Below are 18693 nucleotides of genomic sequence, written 5' to 3'. Positions count from 1 at the left end.
ATCCATGAATCGAAAACTACGAATCGGTATCACGATTGGGCTTCACCACGAAGCCGAAAGCTTGTGGGTCAACGGCATCAAGCAGAACGCGCTGTATTTGAGCAAGCTGTTTCAGCATTCGCCGCTGCATCACGAGGTGACGCTCGTCAACACGACGAATGTGGCCGTTACTTCCGCGCTGCCTTGGGATCTGAAACGCTTTCCGACACGTGCGTTCGAGGATGCAAAAGACCGCCTCGATGTGCTGATCGAGCTGGGCGGGCAGATCAGCAACGAGCAGACTGCCTATCTCAAGAGCCGTAACACGAAGATCGTCAGCTATTGCTGCGGGCCTGAATACGTGCAGATGACCGAGGCGATGATTTTTGGTCGGCGTCTGACCGATCACGTCTTCATCAACCAGCACTACGATCAAGTCTGGGTCATTCCCCAGGTGATGGAAACGAGCGCGGGTTTCCTCGGCGTACTGAGGCGTCAGAAAGTCGTCCCTGTGCCTTTCGTGTGGGACCCGATGTGTCTCGCGATGCGCACGAAGGGCATGCCGTTCGCAGGCGAGTACAGGCCACGCAAAGGGCCGGCGCGCATATCGATCATGGAACCGAACATCGACGTGCTGAAGTTCTGTCTGAACCCGCTGCTGATCGCGGAAAGCGCCTATCGGCAGGTCGGCGAGAAACTCGGCTACGTGCATGTGACGAACGCTGAACACCTTGCGCGCACCTGTCCGGAATTTGTCGGCATCGCACATTACCTGGACCTGGTGCGCGATAGCAAGGTCAGCTTCGTTGGCCGTCACGACACGCCGCAGTTTCTCGCCGAACACACGGACGTCGTTGTCTCGCATCAATGGGGCCTCGCGCTCAACTATTTCTATTTCGACGCCTGCTGGAACGGCTATGCGCTCGTGCACAACGCGCATCTGTGCAAGGACGTCGGCTACTACTACCCGCAAAGCGATCTGGATGCAGGCACGCAGAAGCTCGTGCACGCGATTGAAAACCATAACGGCGACTGGGAAAGCTACCGCGTGCGTCAGCGCGCAGCGATCAAGCCTTTTCTCGCGACGCACGAACCGCTTATTGCCCGTTACGACGAATTGCTCGCGGCGCTCGTCGCGGCCTAACCAACAAACGAACCACACACATGAGGAAAACACACATGCAAAACGTACGTATCTCACGCGTGACGGGCTTCACGTTTCTGGCGATGGTCGCAGCTGCACTGCATATGCCGGTGGCGCTCGCCGTTAAGCCGTCGGTGCCGGCGGCTCTGCCGGACACTGACGATGTCGTGGCGTCTGTGAATGGCGTGGCCGTGCATCGTGCCGAACTGTACGAAGCCATGATCGGCCGTCAGGAATCGGCGCGGCCGGAAATTTTGCAGGGACTCGTCGCGCGCGAATTGCTTCGTCAGGCCGCGGAGCGTGAAGGCCTGGGCAACACCGAATCGGTTCGCGCCGCGATGCAAAAAGCGAAAGTGGATACCGAAAATCGCCTTTACGTTGCGCGGCACCTATCCGCTGAAGCGGTCACGGATGCGCAAGTGCGCGAACGCTACGACGCAATCGTCAGCGAGCTTGGCCCGTACCAGTATCAGGTCAGCCAGATGACTTTTGCGGACGAGCCGACAGCACGATTTGCGCTGATGCTGCTCCAGAATGGCGAGTCGTTCGCCCAGGTCGCGGCACGTGCGCAGACGAGCGCGGCGCAAACATCCTGGGTCAGTTTCAAGACTCCCATCACAGACGGCCATACGCAGGGGGTGCCGGTCCCGCTGGCGCACGTTATCACGACGCTGAAAACCGGTGAAATCACGCGCGCGCCGGTTCGTGTCGGCGACAGCTACATGGTTGCGCGGCTCGACGATCGACGCGATACGGTGATTCCGACTTACGACGAAGCACGTGAGTCGATGCGCAGAACGATGCAAGGCAAAAAGAACGATGACGCTTTCGCCGGATTGGTCAGTCGGCTAGCCGAAAAAGCGGTCATCCGTCCGCAACAAGCGTTCCGGAGCGCGTCGCAATGAAATGGCTCGCAGAAGTAGAAATGCAAATCACCCGCAGCGATCTTATCGGCGCGTCACGGTTGCTCGACACCCATCGCGCGATGGAATCGGCAGAACCGCGTGTGCTCGTCGCATGCAGCCGTTTGCTGATCCTGCGCGCTCGACTCGTCGAAGCACAGGGCTTGCTCGAAAAGGCACTGAGCGTCGAACCCGCAAATGTGGATGCGCTTGTCGAGCGCGCACGTCTTGCGGTTCGGCTCGGTGACGATGCCGGCGCACAGGATTGGTTCCGTCGCGCGTGGACGACAGGGGCACGCGGTGACGGCTGGCTGATCGACTGGTTTGATTCGGCCTCGCGCCTGGGGCGCACGAACGACGCGGCAGAAGTCGCCGTCATCCTTTGTCGGAATTTTGCGGCGGACGCAGGAAACTGGTTCCGGCTTGGGCTCGCGCATCAGCAGGAACGTCGCCATGCGCAGGCGCTCGATGCATATCAGCACGCGGCGAACCTAAATCCGCACTTGCCGATGCTGCGCAATAACATGGGCGCTGCACACCTCGAATTGAACCGGTTCGAAGAGGCGCGCGAACTGTTCGAGGCAACGATTGCCGACGATCCGGACCACGCCCTGGCCTGGACCAATCTTGCATCTGTGCTGCTCAAAACGCGCAAGATCAATGACAGTCTTGTCGCGGCCGAACGGGCATGCGCGCTTGCGCCGAATTACATCAGCGCATTGCAGACGTACTCGTATGTGCTGCGTGAATTCCAACAGTTTCCGACTGCGCTGCAGATTGCGCAGCGCGCGTTGAGCCTGCAGCCCGACAATGCTTCGATTGTGTGGACTGTCGCGATGCTGCAATTACTGCTCGGCGACTACGAAAATGGTTGGCGAAATCATGAGGCGCGTTGGAGCGGTTCGCCCGAGTTGCGCGATGTCGTGCCGAATATTCCGGCGCCTCGTTGGAACGGCGAATCGCTCGGCGGTAAAACACTTTTTGTGTGGGGCGAGCAGGGGCACGGCGATGCGTTGCAGTTCGTGCGTTTCGTGCCTGCTGTCGCTGAGTACGTGAAGCAGCAGGGTGGAAAGCTGGTCTATTGCTGTTTCAGCAGCCTGCAAACGCTTTTCGCACGCAGCTTGGGCGACGCGGTACAGACGATTGTTCCTCACGATCTGCGCCCGCTGCCGGCGTTCGATTTTCATTTGCCTATAGCCAGTCTGCCTTTGGTGCTCGGTGTCACGCTCAAAGATTTGCCCGGTCAACCGTACCTGAAGGCCGACCCGAAAAAAGTTCAGCGCCCAACGCTGCCCGGCTTGTCGCGCGATAGAAAGCTGCGCGTGGGCATCGCATGGAGCGGCAGCAAAACGCATCAGCGCAACGGCCTGCGTTCGGTCGATCCGATGGATTACGCCCGCGCGTTCGCAGGCATCGGAAATGTGACCTTTGTGAATTTGCAGATGGATGCGCAGGCCGAGGTGCAGCGTTTGCGGGATTCCGGCCTCGCTGTCGTTGATCCGACTCCGGAATTCTCGTCATTCGATGACACCGCGGCGGTCGTCAGCGGCCTCGATCTCGTCATGACAGTGTGCACCTCGATTGCGCATCTGGCGGGCGGTCTGGGCGTGCCTACGTGGGTCCAGCTCGACGTCAATCCGCACTGGATATGGATGACGGAACGCACTGACAGTCCGTGGTATCCGCAAACGCGGCTTTACCGGCAATCCACGTACGGCGATTGGGCACCGGTATTCGAAGCGCTCGCGCGCGATCTCGCCGTGCTTGCGTTCAATCACCAAACGCAGGTTGAGCAGACGGAAAATGCAATGGGGAGCCTTCATTGAAACGGATAAATCTTTCGCAAGCGTTGAGCACCTGTGCTGACGATATTGTTCGTCAAAAGATCGCGCTGAAAGTCGGATTGCCTGCGGCTGCCATCGGGGACGTTTTCAGCCGCGCCGGCTCGATGCTGATTGCCGCGCTCGCGGCGCGCGCATCGCAAGGGCGTGAGGATACCGTGATGGTATTCGGCGCGTTGATGTCACGGGATATCAACCCGCGCATTGGCGACGAGTGCGCAAAACGGGTCGATACGACCGGTCAGTTGAAGGAGCTCGAACACGCGGGCTTTGCGCTCGTCGCTCGTGCGACCGGCAAAGATGCCGCCGTCCTGAGCGATCGCGTTTCGGCGCAAATCGGCGTGCCGGCACAGGCTACGTGCGCACTGACGTGCATTTGCGCCGCGATTCTCGGTGGCTTGATCAAGCACCATGTGCTGATCGAGCAGGGCGATATTTCCGAATTGCCGGGGCTATTCGCGTCGCAGCTTGCGACGATCGGCGACCATCTGAACGAAGCTTCGATAGATGCGCTCGGCTATCCGCAACCAAACGTGAACGCCTTTCTCGATACTCTTTCGGTACGGCTCGCGGCTGTGGCCGCGGATTTCGAGCCGCAACGGCCACGCGTCGATAGTGAAGCAAAACCCGCGCAACTGCCGCAAATTCCGGTGCACTCGCGCTATGAAATCGGCAAGGTATTCGCGCACGATATTCGCTTCACGAGCACGATCAAATCACCTTCGCCTGTCGCCATGCTAGCGTCGGCCAAACACGACAAACCGCGACCACGACGCATGGGAAAAGTGTTCGCGCTGACTACCGCGTCGGTGCTGATCGCCGCTTTCGTGTGGGCAAAACTCTATCACTGGCCGGAAGTGGTTTCGTTCGTGACTCAGCTAGCGGATTCGTCGGCGCACGGCAATACAACCGCGTCTGGTTCCGTCTCCTCGCCTATGCGCGTTGTCAGCAGTAAATGACCTGTTTGTCCCTCCTGTCCCGGCATCCCTCGTAAAGCCGGGGCATTTCAAGTCGGCGAGGTCTTTTCGCCTCGCCGGCTCTTTTTCCGATTAGTAGTGGTCGCAAATGCGGTGCTCGTCATGCATCACCCGAACCCAAGCTTCACGCAGCTTCACTCCTGAAAAATTCCGCAATTGAGGGCACATGAGAAAAATCGAGTATCAAACTGATGTGCGGGCCGCAGAAAACGTTGCGGGGACCATCGTTAAATCCGTGGATTCGGTAGGCCGACCGGCTGCTGTGTGGATTGAACGCAACGAAATCGTTTCCGTCGCGGGCTTGCTGTCCGCCCAGGACATCGCCGGAGTCTTGCAGCGCGCAAGACTTATCTTTGCCGAAGTGCCCGGCGGGCATTTCCTGATCATCAACCCCGCGAAATTGGACCGGGTACCCACGTTGCACCTGACACCGACGACGTCGCGGCGCAGCGAGCCATCGCATCGGATTTTCAGGCCAGGCGACGCACCGACAGGCGGTGTCTGAGCGTGGAACGAATTGCGTTTTGCAACGTGACGAGGCAGACCAAAAGGCGCCTCGATAAATCGCGCGGCATTTTCGACGCAAAGCGCTTGGCGCTGCGGCCAGTGCGTCGGTCGCAGCGCTCGCGTGACGCGAGTCGGCGCGACGCTGTTCCTGCTCCCAAATGGAAGGCCAGCGAAATTCGCAATGAGCACATGCAATGCAGCAGACGCCGGCACGCTGTTTTTTATTGGTTTGAACAGATTTCGGATTGGCTCGGCGACATGCAACCGGTCGAGCAGCACAAGACGTGGAGCGAGTTCACGCTGACGAAGATCAATCCCGCTGTCGTGTTCCGCGTCAACGCGAAGTCGATCATCGTCACTGTGCATCACGGCGCGAAGTGTTGCGATTCGTTGGTCGAGATCGGCTGCAACCCGCAGAAAGCACCGGGCGGCTGGTTTGATGCGCTGAATTTGCCGGAGCGGCTGGTTATTTATCCGGACCTCGATACGCTCTGGCAGTGTCAAGTGTTCAACCGGTTTCACGCGTGGATGCGCGAACGCTTCTGGCCATCTGACACAGTGATTTTGTACGGTCTGCCGGATTTGAAGCGCACCACCTGGGCGAAGCTGATGCCCGATTCGGCGCCTGTGGGATTGTTCGAAATTGAGCGGTTTCCTATCAGGTTGTCGTATTCCGAATGGTTGGACGAGGGGAGCGTCGACCACGCTGGTTGGCAAAGATGAAAACCGAATGGCGAGCAGCCGGCGAAAGCCGTTTCGATTTTTCAATTCTTGACAGTAGTCATATGGCAAATGCCGTAGCGTCGCTCGGGTGAGCACTGACGGCACAGTTTTGACGAAATGGGCTTGACGAGCGGGCCGTAGCAACCCTGCTACGGATTTTTCATTGCTGTTTAGTGGAGGTAGGTAGTTTGAAATCGTTAAGAAAATCCGGCGTGCTGTGGTTCGTCGCCGCGACGGCAGCACTCGGCGGTTGCGCCACCGAATCATCGCAGTCGTTGCCGGTTCCGATTATCAGCAGCGCGCAAACGCCATACGCGGGTAAGCCCGTGGAGATCGCGGTCGGCAAATTCGATAACCGGTCGAGCTATATGCGCGGGCTCTTTTCCGACGGCGTCGACCGTCTGGGTAGCCAGGCGAAAACCGTCCTGATTACCCGCCTGCAACAAAGTCGCCGTTTCAATGTGCTGGATCGCGACAACCTGGATGAAATCAAGCAGGAAGCCGGTTTCATGAAAAAAGGCCAGGCGCTCAAGGGTGCGAATTTCGTCATCACGGGCGACGTAACGGAATTCGGTCGCAAGGAAGTCGGCGATCAACAGCTGTTCGGCATTTTGGGGCGCGGCAAAAGCCAGGTTGCGTACGCGAAAGTGAGTCTGAATGTTGTCGACACCACGACTTCCGAGGTCGTGCTGTCGAGCCAGGGGGCGGGCGAGTACAGCCTGTCGAACCGGGAAATCATCGGGTTCGGCGGAACAGCGAGTTACGACTCGACGCTCAACGGCAAGGTGCTCGATCTTGCGATGCAGGAAGCGGTCAATCATCTCGTTGAACAGGTTGACGCCGGTGCGCTGAACGCGGCCAGATAAACGAAGCCCCACACAGCACGTTCGAAACGATGAAGAATCCAATCATGAAGGGCATGTCGCTTGCCGCGCTTGGCGCGATCCTGACGGGCTGCGCGACGCCGCCGACTCCACCGCTCTATCAATGGGACGGCTATCAGCCGCAGGTCTATGAATATCTGAAAGGGCAGACAAGCCCGCAGCAGCAGATAGACGCGCTAGAGAAATCCTTGCAGCAAATCAGCGCGAAGGGCAAGACGCCGCCGCCCGGTTTTCACGCGCAGCTTGGGATGCTGTACGCGAGCGTGGGCAACGATCAGCAGGCACAGCAGGAATTGCAGGCCGAAAAGCAACTGTTTCCGGAATCGTCCGCCTATATGGATTTCCTGCTGAAGAAATCCAAGCAACCGTAAGAGCCCTGCCATGTTCAAATCTATGTCTCTGAAGCTGTTTTTCGCAGCGTCGGCGTTGAGTCTGCTTGCCGCATGCGCGGGACCGGCGAAGCAAGTCGATTACACGGCGTTCAAAAAGAGCCAGCCGCGCTCGATTCTCGTTCTGCCGCCAGTGAATGAAACAACGGACGTGAACGCAACGGCTAGCATGCTGTCGCAAATGACGTTGCCGCTTGCTGAAGCAGGTTACTACGTGATACCCGTAGCGCTAGTCGAAGAAACGTTTAAGCAGAACGGCCTGACTACGCCGGCTGATATCGCGCAGGTGGCTCCGGACAAACTTCGTACGATCTTCGGCGCCGATGCCGTGTTGTATACGAAAGTCACGCAATACGGCTCGGTCTATCAAGTGGTGGACAGCACGACCGTCGTAGCCGCTTCAGCGAAACTCGTGGACCTGAAAACCGGCGACGTGCTCTGGCAGGGCAGCGGTCGGGCGACCGGCAAGGAAGTCGGTATGAACGTCAACGTGGGTTTTGGATTGGTCGGCGCGCTCGTGCAAGCGGCTGTCAAGCAGGTTGCTCATACATTGTCCGATGAGGGGCACGACGTAGCCGGCCTCACGAGCGCGCGGCTCCTTTCTGCCGGACCGCCGAACGGACTGCTGTACGGTCCACATTCGCCGAAATACAAAGCTGACTAGCTAGCTGCAATGGCCGGCTTGGAGATTGCCGGCCCGATTTGCTGTCGCGCGGCGACGGCGCAGAAAGAAGACGAGAGGGCGCATGATTCCATGCTTGCGCTGCGCTTCGAATAAAAAGCACCGATGGAGAATAACGAACTCCATCGGCGTAAAAGGCCTTGGCATTCTGAGATTGGGGGTAGCGTGCCAAGGCCCTGAGAAAAGACTAATGCACCGTTGGATTTTCTGGTTTATCGCGGACGAAAGCGGCTTCCTGTCGAGTCAGGACGCGGTTCATATAACTGGGGTCAATCGGGTCGGGCGGAAGCTCGTACGCGACTATCGCGCAACGCGCGATTTCCTGGTTCGAATTGTTCGCGAGGTCCCACGCTTTTCGGATAGCGCCCACCGGCGAATTCGATTCGATGATTGCGAAAGCGAGGAATCGAACATCCTCGGATTCATCGCAAAACGATAGCCAGAAAAGCGACATGCATTCCTCGTGGTTGAAACGTTCTTCGGACGCTTCGTAGCGTTCGCCACGCAGGCGCAACGTTTCGTAGCTGCTACCGCGTGCGCACCACTTTTTGACAAAAGTTGCCTACACTGGGTGTAGGATCCGTTACCACGGGATGTTACCCCCAGAGGCCGGTCAAGTCACTATTCCAGGTCGAATTTTTAGAATTTTTCGACACGGAGTGTGGAATGGGGCAGCGCACGGACATGTCGCCGCAGGAAGCGGCGTTCGCCAAACGGATAGGCGCAACGCTGGCGCGAGCACGGCTGGAAGTAGAAATGACGCAGGAACAGGTTTCGGAGTCGCTGGGCGTCAACACCGAAAGCATCAGCCGGTGGGAGCGCGGCTATACCTGTGCGCCGCTGTACCGGGTATTCGAGCTGGCAGCGCTGTACGGCGTGACGCCTGAAACGCTGATCGCAGGCGGGGCGGGGCGTTCGCTCGATCCTGCCAACGACATCAGTGCGTTAATCGGCGGGCTGTCGCATGACGACAAGGAGTTCGTTCGCGAATGGGTTGCCGCAATGTGCATACGGCTGAAGAAGCAGGCGGAGAGAAAGGGCTGAAGCCGCGGCATGCAATAAAAACGCGCGGCCCCGAAGGCTTGCGCGTTGCTGAAAGCCCGCCATACGCGAGTACGTTCCGTGCGGCGACAGCCAGTTTCAGTTGCGGATAGCGGCCCACTGCTTCGAGCATCGAAGCCGTCCGCTCAGAAGTCGCTATCGAGGCCGTCCTGGACCTGCTCGGCGGCGCGCATCACCGCCCGTGCCTTGTTCTCGGTTTCCTGCCATTCGGATTCGGGCACCGAATCGGCGACCACGCCCGCGGCGGCCTGCACATACAAGTTGCCGTTGGCGATCACGCCGGTGCGGATCGTGATGGCCAGATCCATCTCGCCGGTGAACGACAGATAGCCGACTGCCCCGCCATACAGGCCGCGCTTGACGGGCTCTAGCTCGTCGATCAGCTCCATCGCGCGGACCTTCGGCGCGCCCGACAGCGTGCCGGCCGGGAAGGTGGCGCGCAGCACGTCGAAATTGGTCATGCCGTCTTTGAGCTTGCTTTCGACGGAGCTGACGATGTGCTGCACGTGCGAGTACTTCTCGATCACCATCTTGTCGGTCACGACCACCGAGCCGATCTGCGCGATGCGGCCGACGTCGTTGCGCGCGAGATCGATCAGCATCACGTGCTCGGCGATTTCCTTCGGATCGTTCAGCAGTTCGGTCGCGAGCGCGGCGTCGCGCTCGGGCGTATTGCCGCGCGGTCGCGTGCCGGCCAGCGGGCGGATCGTGACGACACGGTCCTCGCCGCGCTTTTCCTGGCGCACCAGAATTTCCGGCGACGCGCCGACCACATGGAAGTCGCCGAAGTTGTAGTAGTACATATACGGCGACGGATTCAGCGAGCGCAGCGCGCGATACAGCGACAGCGGATTGTCGCGGTAGGGCTTGGTCAGGCGCTGACCGACCTGCACCTGCATCAGTTCGCCTGCGGCGATGTATTCCTTCGCCTTGCGCACGGCGGTCAGGTAATCGTCTTTCGCGAATTCGCGGTAGATCTCGGTGCGCACGCTGGCCGAAACGACGGGCGGCTCCACGGTGACGCGCAGCCGCTGGCGCAGTTCGCGCAGACGCTGCTTCGCTTTCGTGTAGGCCTCGGTCTGGGTCGGGTCGGCGTAGACCACCAGATAGAGCTTGCCAGCGAGGTTGTCGATGACGGCGACTTCCTCGGTCAGCAGCAACTGGATGTCGGGCAGATTGAGATCGTCTTTCGGCGCGCTGTGCGCGAGCTTCTTTTCGATGTAGCGCACCGCGTCATAGCCGAAGTAGCCGGCGAGACCGCCCGTGAAGCGCGGCAGCCCCGGGCGTTGCGCGACCTTGAAACGCGCCTGGAACTGCTGAATGAACGCGAGTGGGTCGCCGTCGTGAGTTTCGACGACCTTGCCGTCGCGCACCACTTCCGACACGCCGTTGCGCGTGCGCACGAGCGTGCGCGCCGGTAAGCCGATGAACGAGTAGCGCCCGAAGCGTTCGCCGCCGACCACCGACTCGAGCAGGAACGAATTTGCGCCGTTGCGCTCGGTCTGCGCGAGCTTCAGGTAGAGCGACAGCGGCGTCTCGAGGTCGGCGAGCGCTTCGGCGATCAGCGGGATGCGGTTGAAACCCTCGTTGGCGAGGGACTGGAATTCGAGTTCGGTCATGTTCCGATCCTGTACGGTGGTCCGGCGGCAGCAAGCGTCGGGCAAAGCGGGGCTGAGCGCCTCCGGTCGGGGCGCGGGTCGACATTCTCGACACGACGAAACCGACCGGCGCGGGTCTTCCATCGGCGCGTGCGAGCGGTGCCGGTGAGCAACGGTATCTTGCGGATACGCGCAGGCCCCGATCAGCCGATGCAGCAGCGCAAAAACAGAACGATGGAAAAAGCGCGTAAGCGCAGCGAAGTAAAAAACGGTTGCCGAAGGTGACCTTCAGCGTACCTCAGGCGAGGTTAGCGCGACCAGCGACGCCAGGGCCAAGCTCCCCGGTCGATGCAAATCAGACTCCGTTTTTTATTCAGAAACATGAGGATGAAGGACTGTTAAGTCGTGGATTGGTGTGCTGCGATCGCCTTGGCGGCGTCGAGCAGCGAGGCAACTATACCATCGGATTTTATCGTTTGTATAGCTTGGCCGTGGTTGTATCCGTAGGGCACGGTAAGCGTCGCCATGCCGGCCGCGCGGCCCGCCAACGCGTCGTTTTCGGAGTCGCCGATCGCGACCGTGGCACGCGGCTCGACACCGAGTTGCGCGGCGGCGGTCAACATCGGCAGCGGGTCGGGCTTCTTTTTCGCGAGACTGTCGCCGCCGACCACGACACTGAAATACGGGGCAAGCCGGTACTGCCGCAGCAATTCGAGCGCAAAGCGGTGCGGCTTGTTGGTCACGCAAGCCAGCTTCAGGCCCGCGTCGCGCAGTGCGCGCAGACCGGCTTCGACGTCCGGATAAAGCCGCGTGTGCACGCCGTTGATTTTCGCGTACTCGGCTTGATAGAGCGCGAGTGCTTCGTCGAAACGCTGTTGCGCGTACTCGGCTTCGAAGCGCGGCGCGAGCACGCTGCGGATCAGATGCTCCGAACCTTTGCCGACGTAGCCGACCACTTCCTCGCGCGTCGTTTCTTCGGCGTCGAGCTGAGCGAGCATGCCGTTCAGGCCGGCGGTGAAGTCGTCGGCGGTGTCGATCATCGTGCCGTCGAGGTCGATGATCGCGGCTTCGACGCGTGGGCCAATGAAGGCCGGGGCGGGGTACGGAGCCGTCATCGTCGGATTAGCGCTGGACGGTGGCGAGGGCGGCGCGCATCTTGTCGATCACGACCTTGTGATCGGGCTGACCGAAGATCGCCGAGCCGGCCACGAACGTGTCGGCGCCGGCCGCCGCGATTTCCGCGATGTTGTCGACCTTCACCCCGCCGTCCACTTCGAGGTGGATGTCGCGGCCGGTGCGCTCGTTGTACGCGTCGATGCGCTTGCGTGCTTCGCGCAGCTTGTTGAGCGCCTCGGGGATGAACGACTGGCCGCCGAAGCCCGGGTTCACCGACATGATCAGCACGAGGTCGACCTTGTCCATCACGTGATCGAGATAGTTCAGCGACGTCGCCGGATTGAACACGAGGCCGGCTTTGCAGCCGTGCTCGCGGATCAGCGACAGCGTCCGGTCGATGTGATCCGACGCTTCCGGATGAAAGCTGATCACATTCGCGCCGGCTTTCGCGAAGTCCGGCACGATGCGGTCGACGGGACGCACCATCAGATGCACGTCGATCGGCACGTCCACGTGCGGGCGGATCGCTTCGCAAACGAGCGGGCCGATGGTCAGGTTCGGCACATAGTGGTTGTCCATCACGTCGAAATGGATCCAGTCGGCGCCGGCGGCGACGACGTTGCGGACCTCTTCGCCCAGACGGGCGAAATCGGCGGAAAGAATGCTGGGGGCGATGCGAAATTGCGTCATGACGGGGGCGGAGGCAAGCGGGAAAGCGCTATTTTACCGGTTTTGCGCGTGCGGACCGGACGGGCGGGCCGCGGTTGGCGTGGCCGAATTCGCGCGATCAAACGTCGCAAAACGCCAGCGCACAAGCGGCTCGGAGAAGCGGCGCGGCAAAGCAGCCGTGTCCGAACGTCTTAGACATGCCTAGCCGAAACGCGTGTCCGGTTGCGGCCATGCCGCGCATCAAGGAGAATGCCACTCCATGAGCGCCGCATCGCCGCAGCACCCGCAGGCCAGTGGCGTTCGGGCCTTCCACGATTTTTCACAGCCGTTTGATCAGACCGGAATCAGGATGAGCCAGTATGAATTCAGCGTCTCGGCGCAGGTGCGATACCTGCCCGACGAATCGGACCCGGAGCGTCGCCAGTATGCGTTTGCCTACACGCTGACCATCCGTAACACCGGCCAGGTGCCCGCCCAGTTGATCGCGCGTCACTGGATCATCACCGACAGCGACAACGCCGTGCAGGAAGTCAAAGGCCTGGGCGTGGTCGGTCATCAGCCGCTGCTCAAACCGGGCGAGCATTTCGAATACACGAGTTGGGCAGTGATCGCGACGCCGGTCGGCACGATGCGCGGCGATTACTTCTGCGTGGCGGAGGATGGCGAGCGCTTCGAGGCGCCGGTGCCGGAGTTCGTGTTGCGCATGCCGCGGACGTTGCATTGAACCGGCGGGATGCTGCGCGGTCTTTAATGAGTTCGTATGGGCGCGCGGCGCCAGTGGGCGGTTGACTGGGTGGTTGGATGAGCGCTCGGGCGAGCGCTTGATGCACGGTGGGATGCGCGGTTGCGTGTGCGGCTCGCAAGCCAGAGTCACTGCGGCCTTTGCCGTTGGGACCGTTCCGCCGAGTTGGCGCGCGCGGCTTTTTTTTTGCCGGACGACGTCCATACAACGATAAAGACGAGCAGGAACAGCGCGAGCAGCGATTCCAGCGCGAAGATGAGCATCGGGTATTCGTCGAACAGATCAGACATGGCGGTTTCCATCAAGAACGAACATTGTATGCGTTTTGTCGGCCGGGCCGGCGCCTGGCTCGGTGCATTGACGGTTGCGGTATTGCTTGCGTCCTGCGGTGGCGGCGGCGCAATCCGGCCTTCACCGCCGAGCGGCGCGGCGATCATCCCAAGCCAGATCGCCTCGGCGCGCTTGACCGCGGTTGCGTGGCAGCAGGTGCCTGGCTGGCAGGACGACTCGCTGATCGGCGCGACGGCCGCGTTGCGGCAAAACTGCGCGAGGCTCGCGCGTCAGCCAAGCTGGTCGCGCGCATGCGCGGCGGCTGCGCAAATCGACGATCTTGACGTCACCAGCGCGCGCGCTTTCTTCGAAGCCTACTTCACGCCGTTCCAACTCGCGAATAGCGACGGCACACTCGACGGTCTGGTCACCGGTTACTATGAGCCGCTGCTGCGGGGATCGCGCACGCGGCATGGCGTGTATCAGACCGCGCTGTACCGTTGGCCCGCCGGCTATCGGGCGGGGGCGCCGTTGCCGGCGCGCGCGCAGCTCGAACGCTCGGGCGCGCTCAGCGGCAACGAGCTCGTCTGGGTCGACGATCCGATCGAGGCGTTCTTCCTGCAGGTGCAAGGCTCCGGGCGCATCGTGATGGAAGATGGCAGCGTGATGCGGCTCGGTTTTGGCGGCACGAACAATCAGCCGTACAAGTCGATCGGGCGCTGGCTGCTCGATCATGGCGAGATCACGCCCGCGCAAGCGACGATGCAGGGCATCAAGGCATGGGCACGCGCCAATCCGACCCGCGTCGATGGTCTGCTCGACACCAATCCTCGTTTCGTGTTTTTCCGCGAGATGCCGTCGGCCGAAAGTATGCCGGGCGGTGGCGCGGACGGTCCGATCGGCGCGCTCGGCGTGCCGTTGACGCCGGAACGCTCGATCGCGGTCGACCCGAGCGCGATTCCGCTCGGCACGCCGGTGTTCCTGCAGACCACACGGCCGCTGACGAACTCGCCGATGAACCGCCTCGTGTTCGCACAGGACACAGGAACGGCTATCAAGGGCGGTGTGCGCGCCGACTACTTCTGGGGCCTCGGCGACGATGCCGGCGACCTGGCTGGCAAGATGAAGCAGGGCGGCCGGATGTGGTTGCTGCTACCGAATTCGTGACGCCGTTTTTTGTTGGACTCTTACACTGCAAGTTGCAGGGTGGGCGTCACCCGGGTCAGAGCCCCGACTTGCGCTTGTCCACCACGCGTCGCGCCTTGCCCACCGAGCGCTCGATTCCATTCACCGCCAGCACGTTCACCACCGCGCTCACGCCAATCAGCGCCTTGATGTCATAAGCCAGCGCGTTTTTCGCGGCGGTTAGCGCCGAAGTATCCGGCGCGCTTTCGGGGCACGGTTCGACGTTCAGCGTCAACACGTCGAGCGGCCCTTCCTTCGTCAGCACGATCTGATAGTGCGGTGCGAGCGCGCGCTGCTTGAGCAGCAGTTCTTCGATCTGCGTCGGAAACACATTGACGCCGCGGACGATCATCATGTCGTCCGAGCGGCCCGTGATCTTTTCCATCCGACGCATCGTGCGGGCGCTGCCCGGCAGCAGGCGCGTGAGATCGCGCGTGCGGTAGCGGATGATCGGCAGCGCTTCTTTCGTGAGCGACGTGAACACGAGTTCGCCGAGTTCGCCATCGGGCAACACCTCGCCCGTTTCGGGGTCGATGATCTCGGGATAGAAATGATCTTCCCAGATCGTCGGGCCGTCTTTGGTTTCGACGCACTCCGAGGCAACGCCCGGGCCCATCACTTCGGAGAGACCGTAGATGTCGACCGCATCGATGCCCATGCGTTTCTCGATTGCCGTGCGCATGTCGTTGGTCCACGGCTCAGCGCCGAAGATGCCGATGCGCAATGAGCAACTGGCCGGGTCGATGCCTTGGCGTTCGAGTTCGTCGGCGATCGACAGCATGTAGCTCGGCGTCACCATGATGATGTCCGGCCGGAAATCCTGGATCAGTTGCACCTGCCTCTCGGTCTGGCCACCGCCAAACGGAATGACGGTGAGCCCCGCGCGCTCGGCGCCGTAATGCGCGCCGAGGCCGCCGGTGAAGAGGCCGTAGCCGTAGCTCACGTGCACCTTGTCGCCGCGCTTCGCGCCGGCGGCGCGCACGGAGCGCGCGACGAGATTCGCCCACGTGTCGATGTCGCGCGCCGTATAGCCGACGACGGTCGGCTTGCCGGTCGTCCCAGACGACGCGTGGATGCGCGAAATCTGCTCCTGCGGCACGGCGAACATCCCGAACGGATAGTTGTCGCGCAAATCCTTCTTCGTCGTGAACGGAAAACGCGCGAGGTCCGCAAGCGACTTGACATCTCCCGGATGAACGCCGGCTTCGTCGAACTTGCGTCGATACACCGGCGAATTTTCATACGCGTGGTTCAGCGACCATGTGAGCCGTTCAAGTTGGAGCGCGGCGAGCTCGTCGCTGCTGGCGGTCTCGATTGGATCGAGCGGAAGGGCGGTGCTCATCGAATGTCTCCTTGCTGCCTCGGTATCTGAGTCTGATATGTGACGCATTGGTGCCAGAAAACCACGCGGACGGTTGTGCGCGAGGGTGCCTCCGGTTTGCCGCCGCAAACTGTTAGTCGCCGGTGCGAACCAGTTTGCCCTTGATCTGCGCCGACTTGCCGCGAAACATCGCGACGGTGTCACCGGCTCGATTCGTCACGCGGATATCGTAGATGCCTGTGCGCCCGCTCAACGTCTGTTCGACCGCTTCGGCGCTCAGCATGTCGCCGCCGTAGACCGGCCGGAGATACTCGATCGAGCAGCCGGCCGCGACCGTGTTGATGTTGTAGGTGTTGCAGGCGAACGCGAAGGTCGAATCGGCGAGCGTGAAGATCAGGCCGCCGTGGCAGATCCGATGGCCGTTCAGGAAGTCGTCGCGCACCGCCATGCGCAGCCGCGCATAGCCGGGACGTACTTCGAGAATTTCGAGCCCGAGCGCTCGACTGCAGGCATCGTTTTCGTACATCGCGGCGGCCGTCGCGCGGGCGAGTTCGTCGGGCGTCATCTGGTCGGGACGGGTAGTTTGCGTGGACATTTCAGCGCCCTTCGAAGCGCGGTGCGCGTTTTTCGATAAATGCCTGAACGCCTTCCGCGTAATCGTGCGAGGCGCCGAGTTCTCGCTGTAGATCGCGCTCGAGATCGAGTTGCTGGGCGAGCGTTTGCGTCGTGCCCGCACGCATCGCCTGCTTGATGGCGGCGATCGCGCGCGTTGGTTGCTGCGCGAGCTGCGTCGCGAGTCTGGCTGCGGCCGGAGCGACTTCGGCGTCTTCGAGCACTTGCCAGATCAAACCCCAGCTTTCGGCTTTGTCGGCGCTGAGCTTATCGCCGGTGATCGCGAGTCCGAGCGCGCGTGCCATGCCGACGCGCTGCGGCAGAAACCAGGTGCCGCCCGAATCCGGCACGAGGCCGATCTTCACGAACGCCTGAATGAAACTGGCGGATCGCGCCGCGAGCACGAGGTCGCACGCCAACGCGAGATTGGCGCCCGCGCCGGCGGCCGTGCCGTTGACTGCGGCGATTACCGGAAACGCCAGCGCCTGCAGACGGCGGATCAACGGATTGAAGTATTCATCGATCACGGCGCCCAGATCGGTCATGGCGCCGGGCGTGAAATCCAGGTCGCCCAGATCCTGGCCGGCGCAGAAGCCGCGGCCCGCGCCGGTGAGCACGAGCGCACGCGTGCCGGACGTTTCGACCTGATCGAGCGCCGCACCGAGTTCCTGATGCATCGCGCGCGTGAAGCTGTTGAGCTTATCCGGCCGGTTTAGCGTGATGGTGGCGACGTGGCTCGATGAGTCGATGTCCAGCCGGATGGCTTCATATGACATGGGGTGTCTCCTCAAAGTCTCGTTGACCGACGGGCAGGGTGGCTCGACTACCGACGGCGTGAGTTGCCGGTTCGATGTTTGATGTTAGTGACATCGCACGACCCGGTCCATCCGCCGAAAGGCATAGGACGAAGTCGTGCTTTGTGCGGACGCTGTTTCCTATGCCATTCAGCCGGCTATTGCCGGGGCCGTTTTCGGTTCAACATGAACGCGGCTTTGAACGACGCGGAAGCGGTTGGCGACGAAAGCGGCATCGGCCAGCGCGGCATTGGCGGCCGGGTTGGCGCCGGTGCCGTGAAAGTCCGAAAAGGCCGCGGACTGGTTGACGAACACGCCGCCGGTCAGGTTGATCGATAGCGCGACGCCGCCGCGAATCGAAGCTTCGTGCGCGGCGTCGAGCACCGCGTCGTCCGTGCTGTAGACCGATAGCGTCAGCGCGCCGTGCTCGGTGGCGATGTCGCCCGCCAGCTCGAGCGACTGCGCGGTCGAGTCTGTCGCGATGACGAACGAGATCGGCCCGAACCATTCTCTCGTGAACTGGGTGCGGTCGGTCGCGGCGTCGAGTTGCAATACGAGCGGTGTGCGCACGCGCGCGCTCGGAAACGATGGATGTTCGAGTGTCTGGCTCGCGACGAGAACGCGGCCGAGCCTGGCTGCTTCGTCGATGCGCTGCACGACACCTTCGTTCTGGATCGCGCCGAGCAGCTCGACCGCGCGGCCGGGATCGGCGACGAGCTTTTGCACGGCACCGGCAAGCGCCCGGGCGACGTCGTCAAACCTGAGTGTGCCGTCCGCGGTGCCAATGCCGTCTCGCGGCACGTAGATGTTTTGCGGCGCCGTGCACATCTGGCCCGAGTACAGCGCCAGCGAGAACGCGATATTGCGCGCGGCCGCCTTGATATCGTCGACCGAGTCGATCACGATCTGGTTGACGCCGGCTTTCTCGGTGTAGACCTGCGCCTGGTGTGCGTTGCGCTCGAGCCAGGTGCCATTCTGGGTGCTGCCCGTGAAGTCGATCAGTTTGATCTCGGGCCGCTGGGCCAGTTGCTGGACGAGGGCGCCGTCGTCGGGGTCGGTGGCCAGCAGCGTGACGACGTTCGGATCGAAGCCCGCTTCGCGCAACACGTCACGCGCGATGCGCACGGTCAACGCGAGCGGCAGAATCGCGCCGGGATGCGGCTTGACGATCACCGTGTTGCCGGTGGCCAGATCGGCGAACAGACCCGGATAGCCGTTCCACGTCGGAAAAGTGCAGCAGCCGAGCACGAGGCCGATACCGCGTGGCACGACGGTGTAACGCTTGTGCATCGCCAG

21 protein-coding genes (1 of these 21 cut by a window edge) are annotated in these 18693 nt (G+C 61.5%); 12 read left to right on the top strand and 9 right to left on the bottom strand.

All coding sequences use genetic code 11. The features are described from left to right. Nucleotides 1-4 precede the first annotated feature (4 nt). From BJG93_RS14495 to BJG93_RS14455, 9 genes are all read left to right on the top strand, one after another. Entirely contained in the window at nucleotides 5-1123 is a 1119-nt protein-coding gene (locus BJG93_RS14495) for a DUF2827 domain-containing protein (protein ID WP_027198956.1), read from the top strand. A 35-nt stretch (nucleotides 1124-1158) separates the two neighbouring features. Continuing rightward, the gene (locus BJG93_RS14490; RefSeq protein ID WP_051374437.1) at nucleotides 1159-2028 is read left to right on the top strand and encodes a peptidylprolyl isomerase; all 870 of its coding nucleotides are present in this window, start codon (nucleotides 1159-1161) and stop codon (nucleotides 2026-2028) included. Continuing rightward, the gene (locus BJG93_RS14485) at nucleotides 2025-3851 is read left to right on the top strand and encodes a tetratricopeptide repeat protein (protein ID WP_027198954.1); all 1827 of its coding nucleotides are present in this window, start codon (nucleotides 2025-2027) and stop codon (nucleotides 3849-3851) included. Before BJG93_RS14490 ends, BJG93_RS14485 begins: the two co-directional genes overlap by 4 nt. A 77-nt stretch (nucleotides 3852-3928) precedes the next feature. Continuing rightward, nucleotides 3929-4825 carry a hypothetical protein gene (locus BJG93_RS14480; RefSeq protein WP_231337403.1) on the top strand — a complete coding sequence of 299 codons (897 nt, stop codon included), beginning with the start codon at nucleotides 3929-3931 and terminating at the stop codon, nucleotides 4823-4825. Nucleotides 4826-5009: 184 nt separating this feature from the next. Continuing rightward, nucleotides 5010-5348 (top strand): hypothetical protein, encoded by a 339-nt coding sequence (locus BJG93_RS14475; RefSeq protein WP_027198952.1) that lies wholly within the window; start codon nucleotides 5010-5012, stop codon nucleotides 5346-5348. Nucleotides 5349-5350: 2 nt separating this feature from the next. Next, on the top strand, nucleotides 5351-6073 hold the full coding sequence (locus BJG93_RS14470; RefSeq protein ID WP_027198951.1) for a hypothetical protein: 723 nt from the start codon (nucleotides 5351-5353) through the stop codon (nucleotides 6071-6073). Nucleotides 6074-6261: 188 nt separating this feature from the next. Continuing rightward, the gene (locus BJG93_RS14465; RefSeq protein ID WP_051374436.1) at nucleotides 6262-6939 is read left to right on the top strand and encodes a CsgG/HfaB family protein; all 678 of its coding nucleotides are present in this window, start codon (nucleotides 6262-6264) and stop codon (nucleotides 6937-6939) included. Nucleotides 6940-6983: 44 nt separating this feature from the next. Continuing rightward, nucleotides 6984-7328: a DUF4810 domain-containing protein gene (locus BJG93_RS14460; protein WP_231337473.1), complete on the top strand. Its 345-nt coding sequence runs from the start codon at nucleotides 6984-6986 to the stop codon at nucleotides 7326-7328. 10 nt (nucleotides 7329-7338) lie between these two features. Continuing rightward, nucleotides 7339-8010, top strand: a complete 672-nt coding sequence (locus BJG93_RS14455) for a DUF799 domain-containing protein (RefSeq protein WP_027198948.1) — start codon at nucleotides 7339-7341, stop codon at nucleotides 8008-8010. A 205-nt stretch (nucleotides 8011-8215) separates the two neighbouring features. Here the strand turns inward: BJG93_RS14455 and BJG93_RS14450 are convergent, their stop codons facing one another. Then, nucleotides 8216-8482 (bottom strand): hypothetical protein, encoded by a 267-nt coding sequence (locus BJG93_RS14450; RefSeq protein WP_154671860.1) that lies wholly within the window; start codon nucleotides 8480-8482, stop codon nucleotides 8216-8218. A 230-nt stretch (nucleotides 8483-8712) separates the two neighbouring features. On the opposite strand from BJG93_RS14450, the gene BJG93_RS14445 reads away from it, so the two are divergent. Continuing rightward, nucleotides 8713-9072, top strand: coding sequence for a helix-turn-helix domain-containing protein (locus BJG93_RS14445; RefSeq protein WP_027198946.1), 360 nt, complete (start codon nucleotides 8713-8715; stop codon nucleotides 9070-9072). Between the two features lie 143 nt (nucleotides 9073-9215). Here the strand turns inward: BJG93_RS14445 and trpE are convergent, their stop codons facing one another. The 3 genes from trpE to rpe form a co-directional block, all read right to left on the bottom strand. Then, nucleotides 9216-10709 (bottom strand): anthranilate synthase component I, encoded by a 1494-nt coding sequence (trpE, locus tag BJG93_RS14440; protein ID WP_027198945.1) that lies wholly within the window; start codon nucleotides 10707-10709, stop codon nucleotides 9216-9218. Between the two features lie 377 nt (nucleotides 10710-11086). Further along, nucleotides 11087-11803 (bottom strand): phosphoglycolate phosphatase, encoded by a 717-nt coding sequence (locus BJG93_RS14435; RefSeq protein WP_027198944.1) that lies wholly within the window; start codon nucleotides 11801-11803, stop codon nucleotides 11087-11089. A gap of 7 nt (nucleotides 11804-11810) precedes the next feature. After that, nucleotides 11811-12494, bottom strand: a complete 684-nt coding sequence (gene rpe, locus BJG93_RS14430) for a ribulose-phosphate 3-epimerase (protein ID WP_027198943.1) — start codon at nucleotides 12492-12494, stop codon at nucleotides 11811-11813. Nucleotides 12495-12822: 328 nt separating this feature from the next. On the opposite strand from rpe, the gene apaG reads away from it, so the two are divergent. Further along, a complete protein-coding gene (apaG, locus tag BJG93_RS14425) occupies nucleotides 12823-13197 on the top strand; it encodes a Co2+/Mg2+ efflux protein ApaG (protein ID WP_027198942.1) in 375 nt (124 codons plus the stop codon). A gap of 146 nt (nucleotides 13198-13343) precedes the next feature. Here apaG and BJG93_RS14420 read toward each other — a convergent pair whose 3' ends face one another. Continuing rightward, entirely contained in the window at nucleotides 13344-13517 is a 174-nt protein-coding gene (locus BJG93_RS14420; protein ID WP_162162789.1) for a hypothetical protein, read from the bottom strand. A gap of 16 nt (nucleotides 13518-13533) precedes the next feature. On the opposite strand from BJG93_RS14420, the gene mltA reads away from it, so the two are divergent. Then, a complete protein-coding gene (gene mltA, locus BJG93_RS14415) occupies nucleotides 13534-14652 on the top strand; it encodes a murein transglycosylase A (RefSeq protein ID WP_027198940.1) in 1119 nt (372 codons plus the stop codon). Between the two features lie 55 nt (nucleotides 14653-14707). Here mltA and paaK read toward each other — a convergent pair whose 3' ends face one another. From paaK to paaN, 4 genes are all read right to left on the bottom strand, one after another. Then, nucleotides 14708-16012 (bottom strand): phenylacetate--CoA ligase PaaK, encoded by a 1305-nt coding sequence (paaK, locus tag BJG93_RS14410; protein WP_027198939.1) that lies wholly within the window; start codon nucleotides 16010-16012, stop codon nucleotides 14708-14710. Nucleotides 16013-16124: 112 nt separating this feature from the next. Then, nucleotides 16125-16586, bottom strand: a complete 462-nt coding sequence (gene paaI, locus BJG93_RS14405) for a hydroxyphenylacetyl-CoA thioesterase PaaI (RefSeq protein ID WP_027198938.1) — start codon at nucleotides 16584-16586, stop codon at nucleotides 16125-16127. 1 nt (nucleotide 16587) lies between these two features. After that, on the bottom strand, nucleotides 16588-17379 hold the full coding sequence (gene paaG / locus BJG93_RS14400) for a 2-(1,2-epoxy-1,2-dihydrophenyl)acetyl-CoA isomerase PaaG (RefSeq protein ID WP_027198937.1): 792 nt from the start codon (nucleotides 17377-17379) through the stop codon (nucleotides 16588-16590). Nucleotides 17380-17547: 168 nt separating this feature from the next. Further along, nucleotides 17548-18693, bottom strand: partial view of a phenylacetic acid degradation protein PaaN gene (gene paaN / locus BJG93_RS14395; protein ID WP_027198936.1) — the 3' portion only. 555 nt of this gene lie beyond the right edge of the window; 1146 of the gene's 1701 nt are visible here — the last part of the coding sequence; its start codon lies beyond the right edge, outside the window — the gene reads right to left on this strand; the stop codon is at nucleotides 17548-17550.

This window comes from Paraburkholderia sprentiae WSM5005, assembly GCF_001865575.2.
Classification (GTDB): domain Bacteria; phylum Pseudomonadota; class Gammaproteobacteria; order Burkholderiales; family Burkholderiaceae; genus Paraburkholderia; species Paraburkholderia sprentiae.
This window is presented reverse-complemented; position numbering and strand designations above follow the sequence as displayed.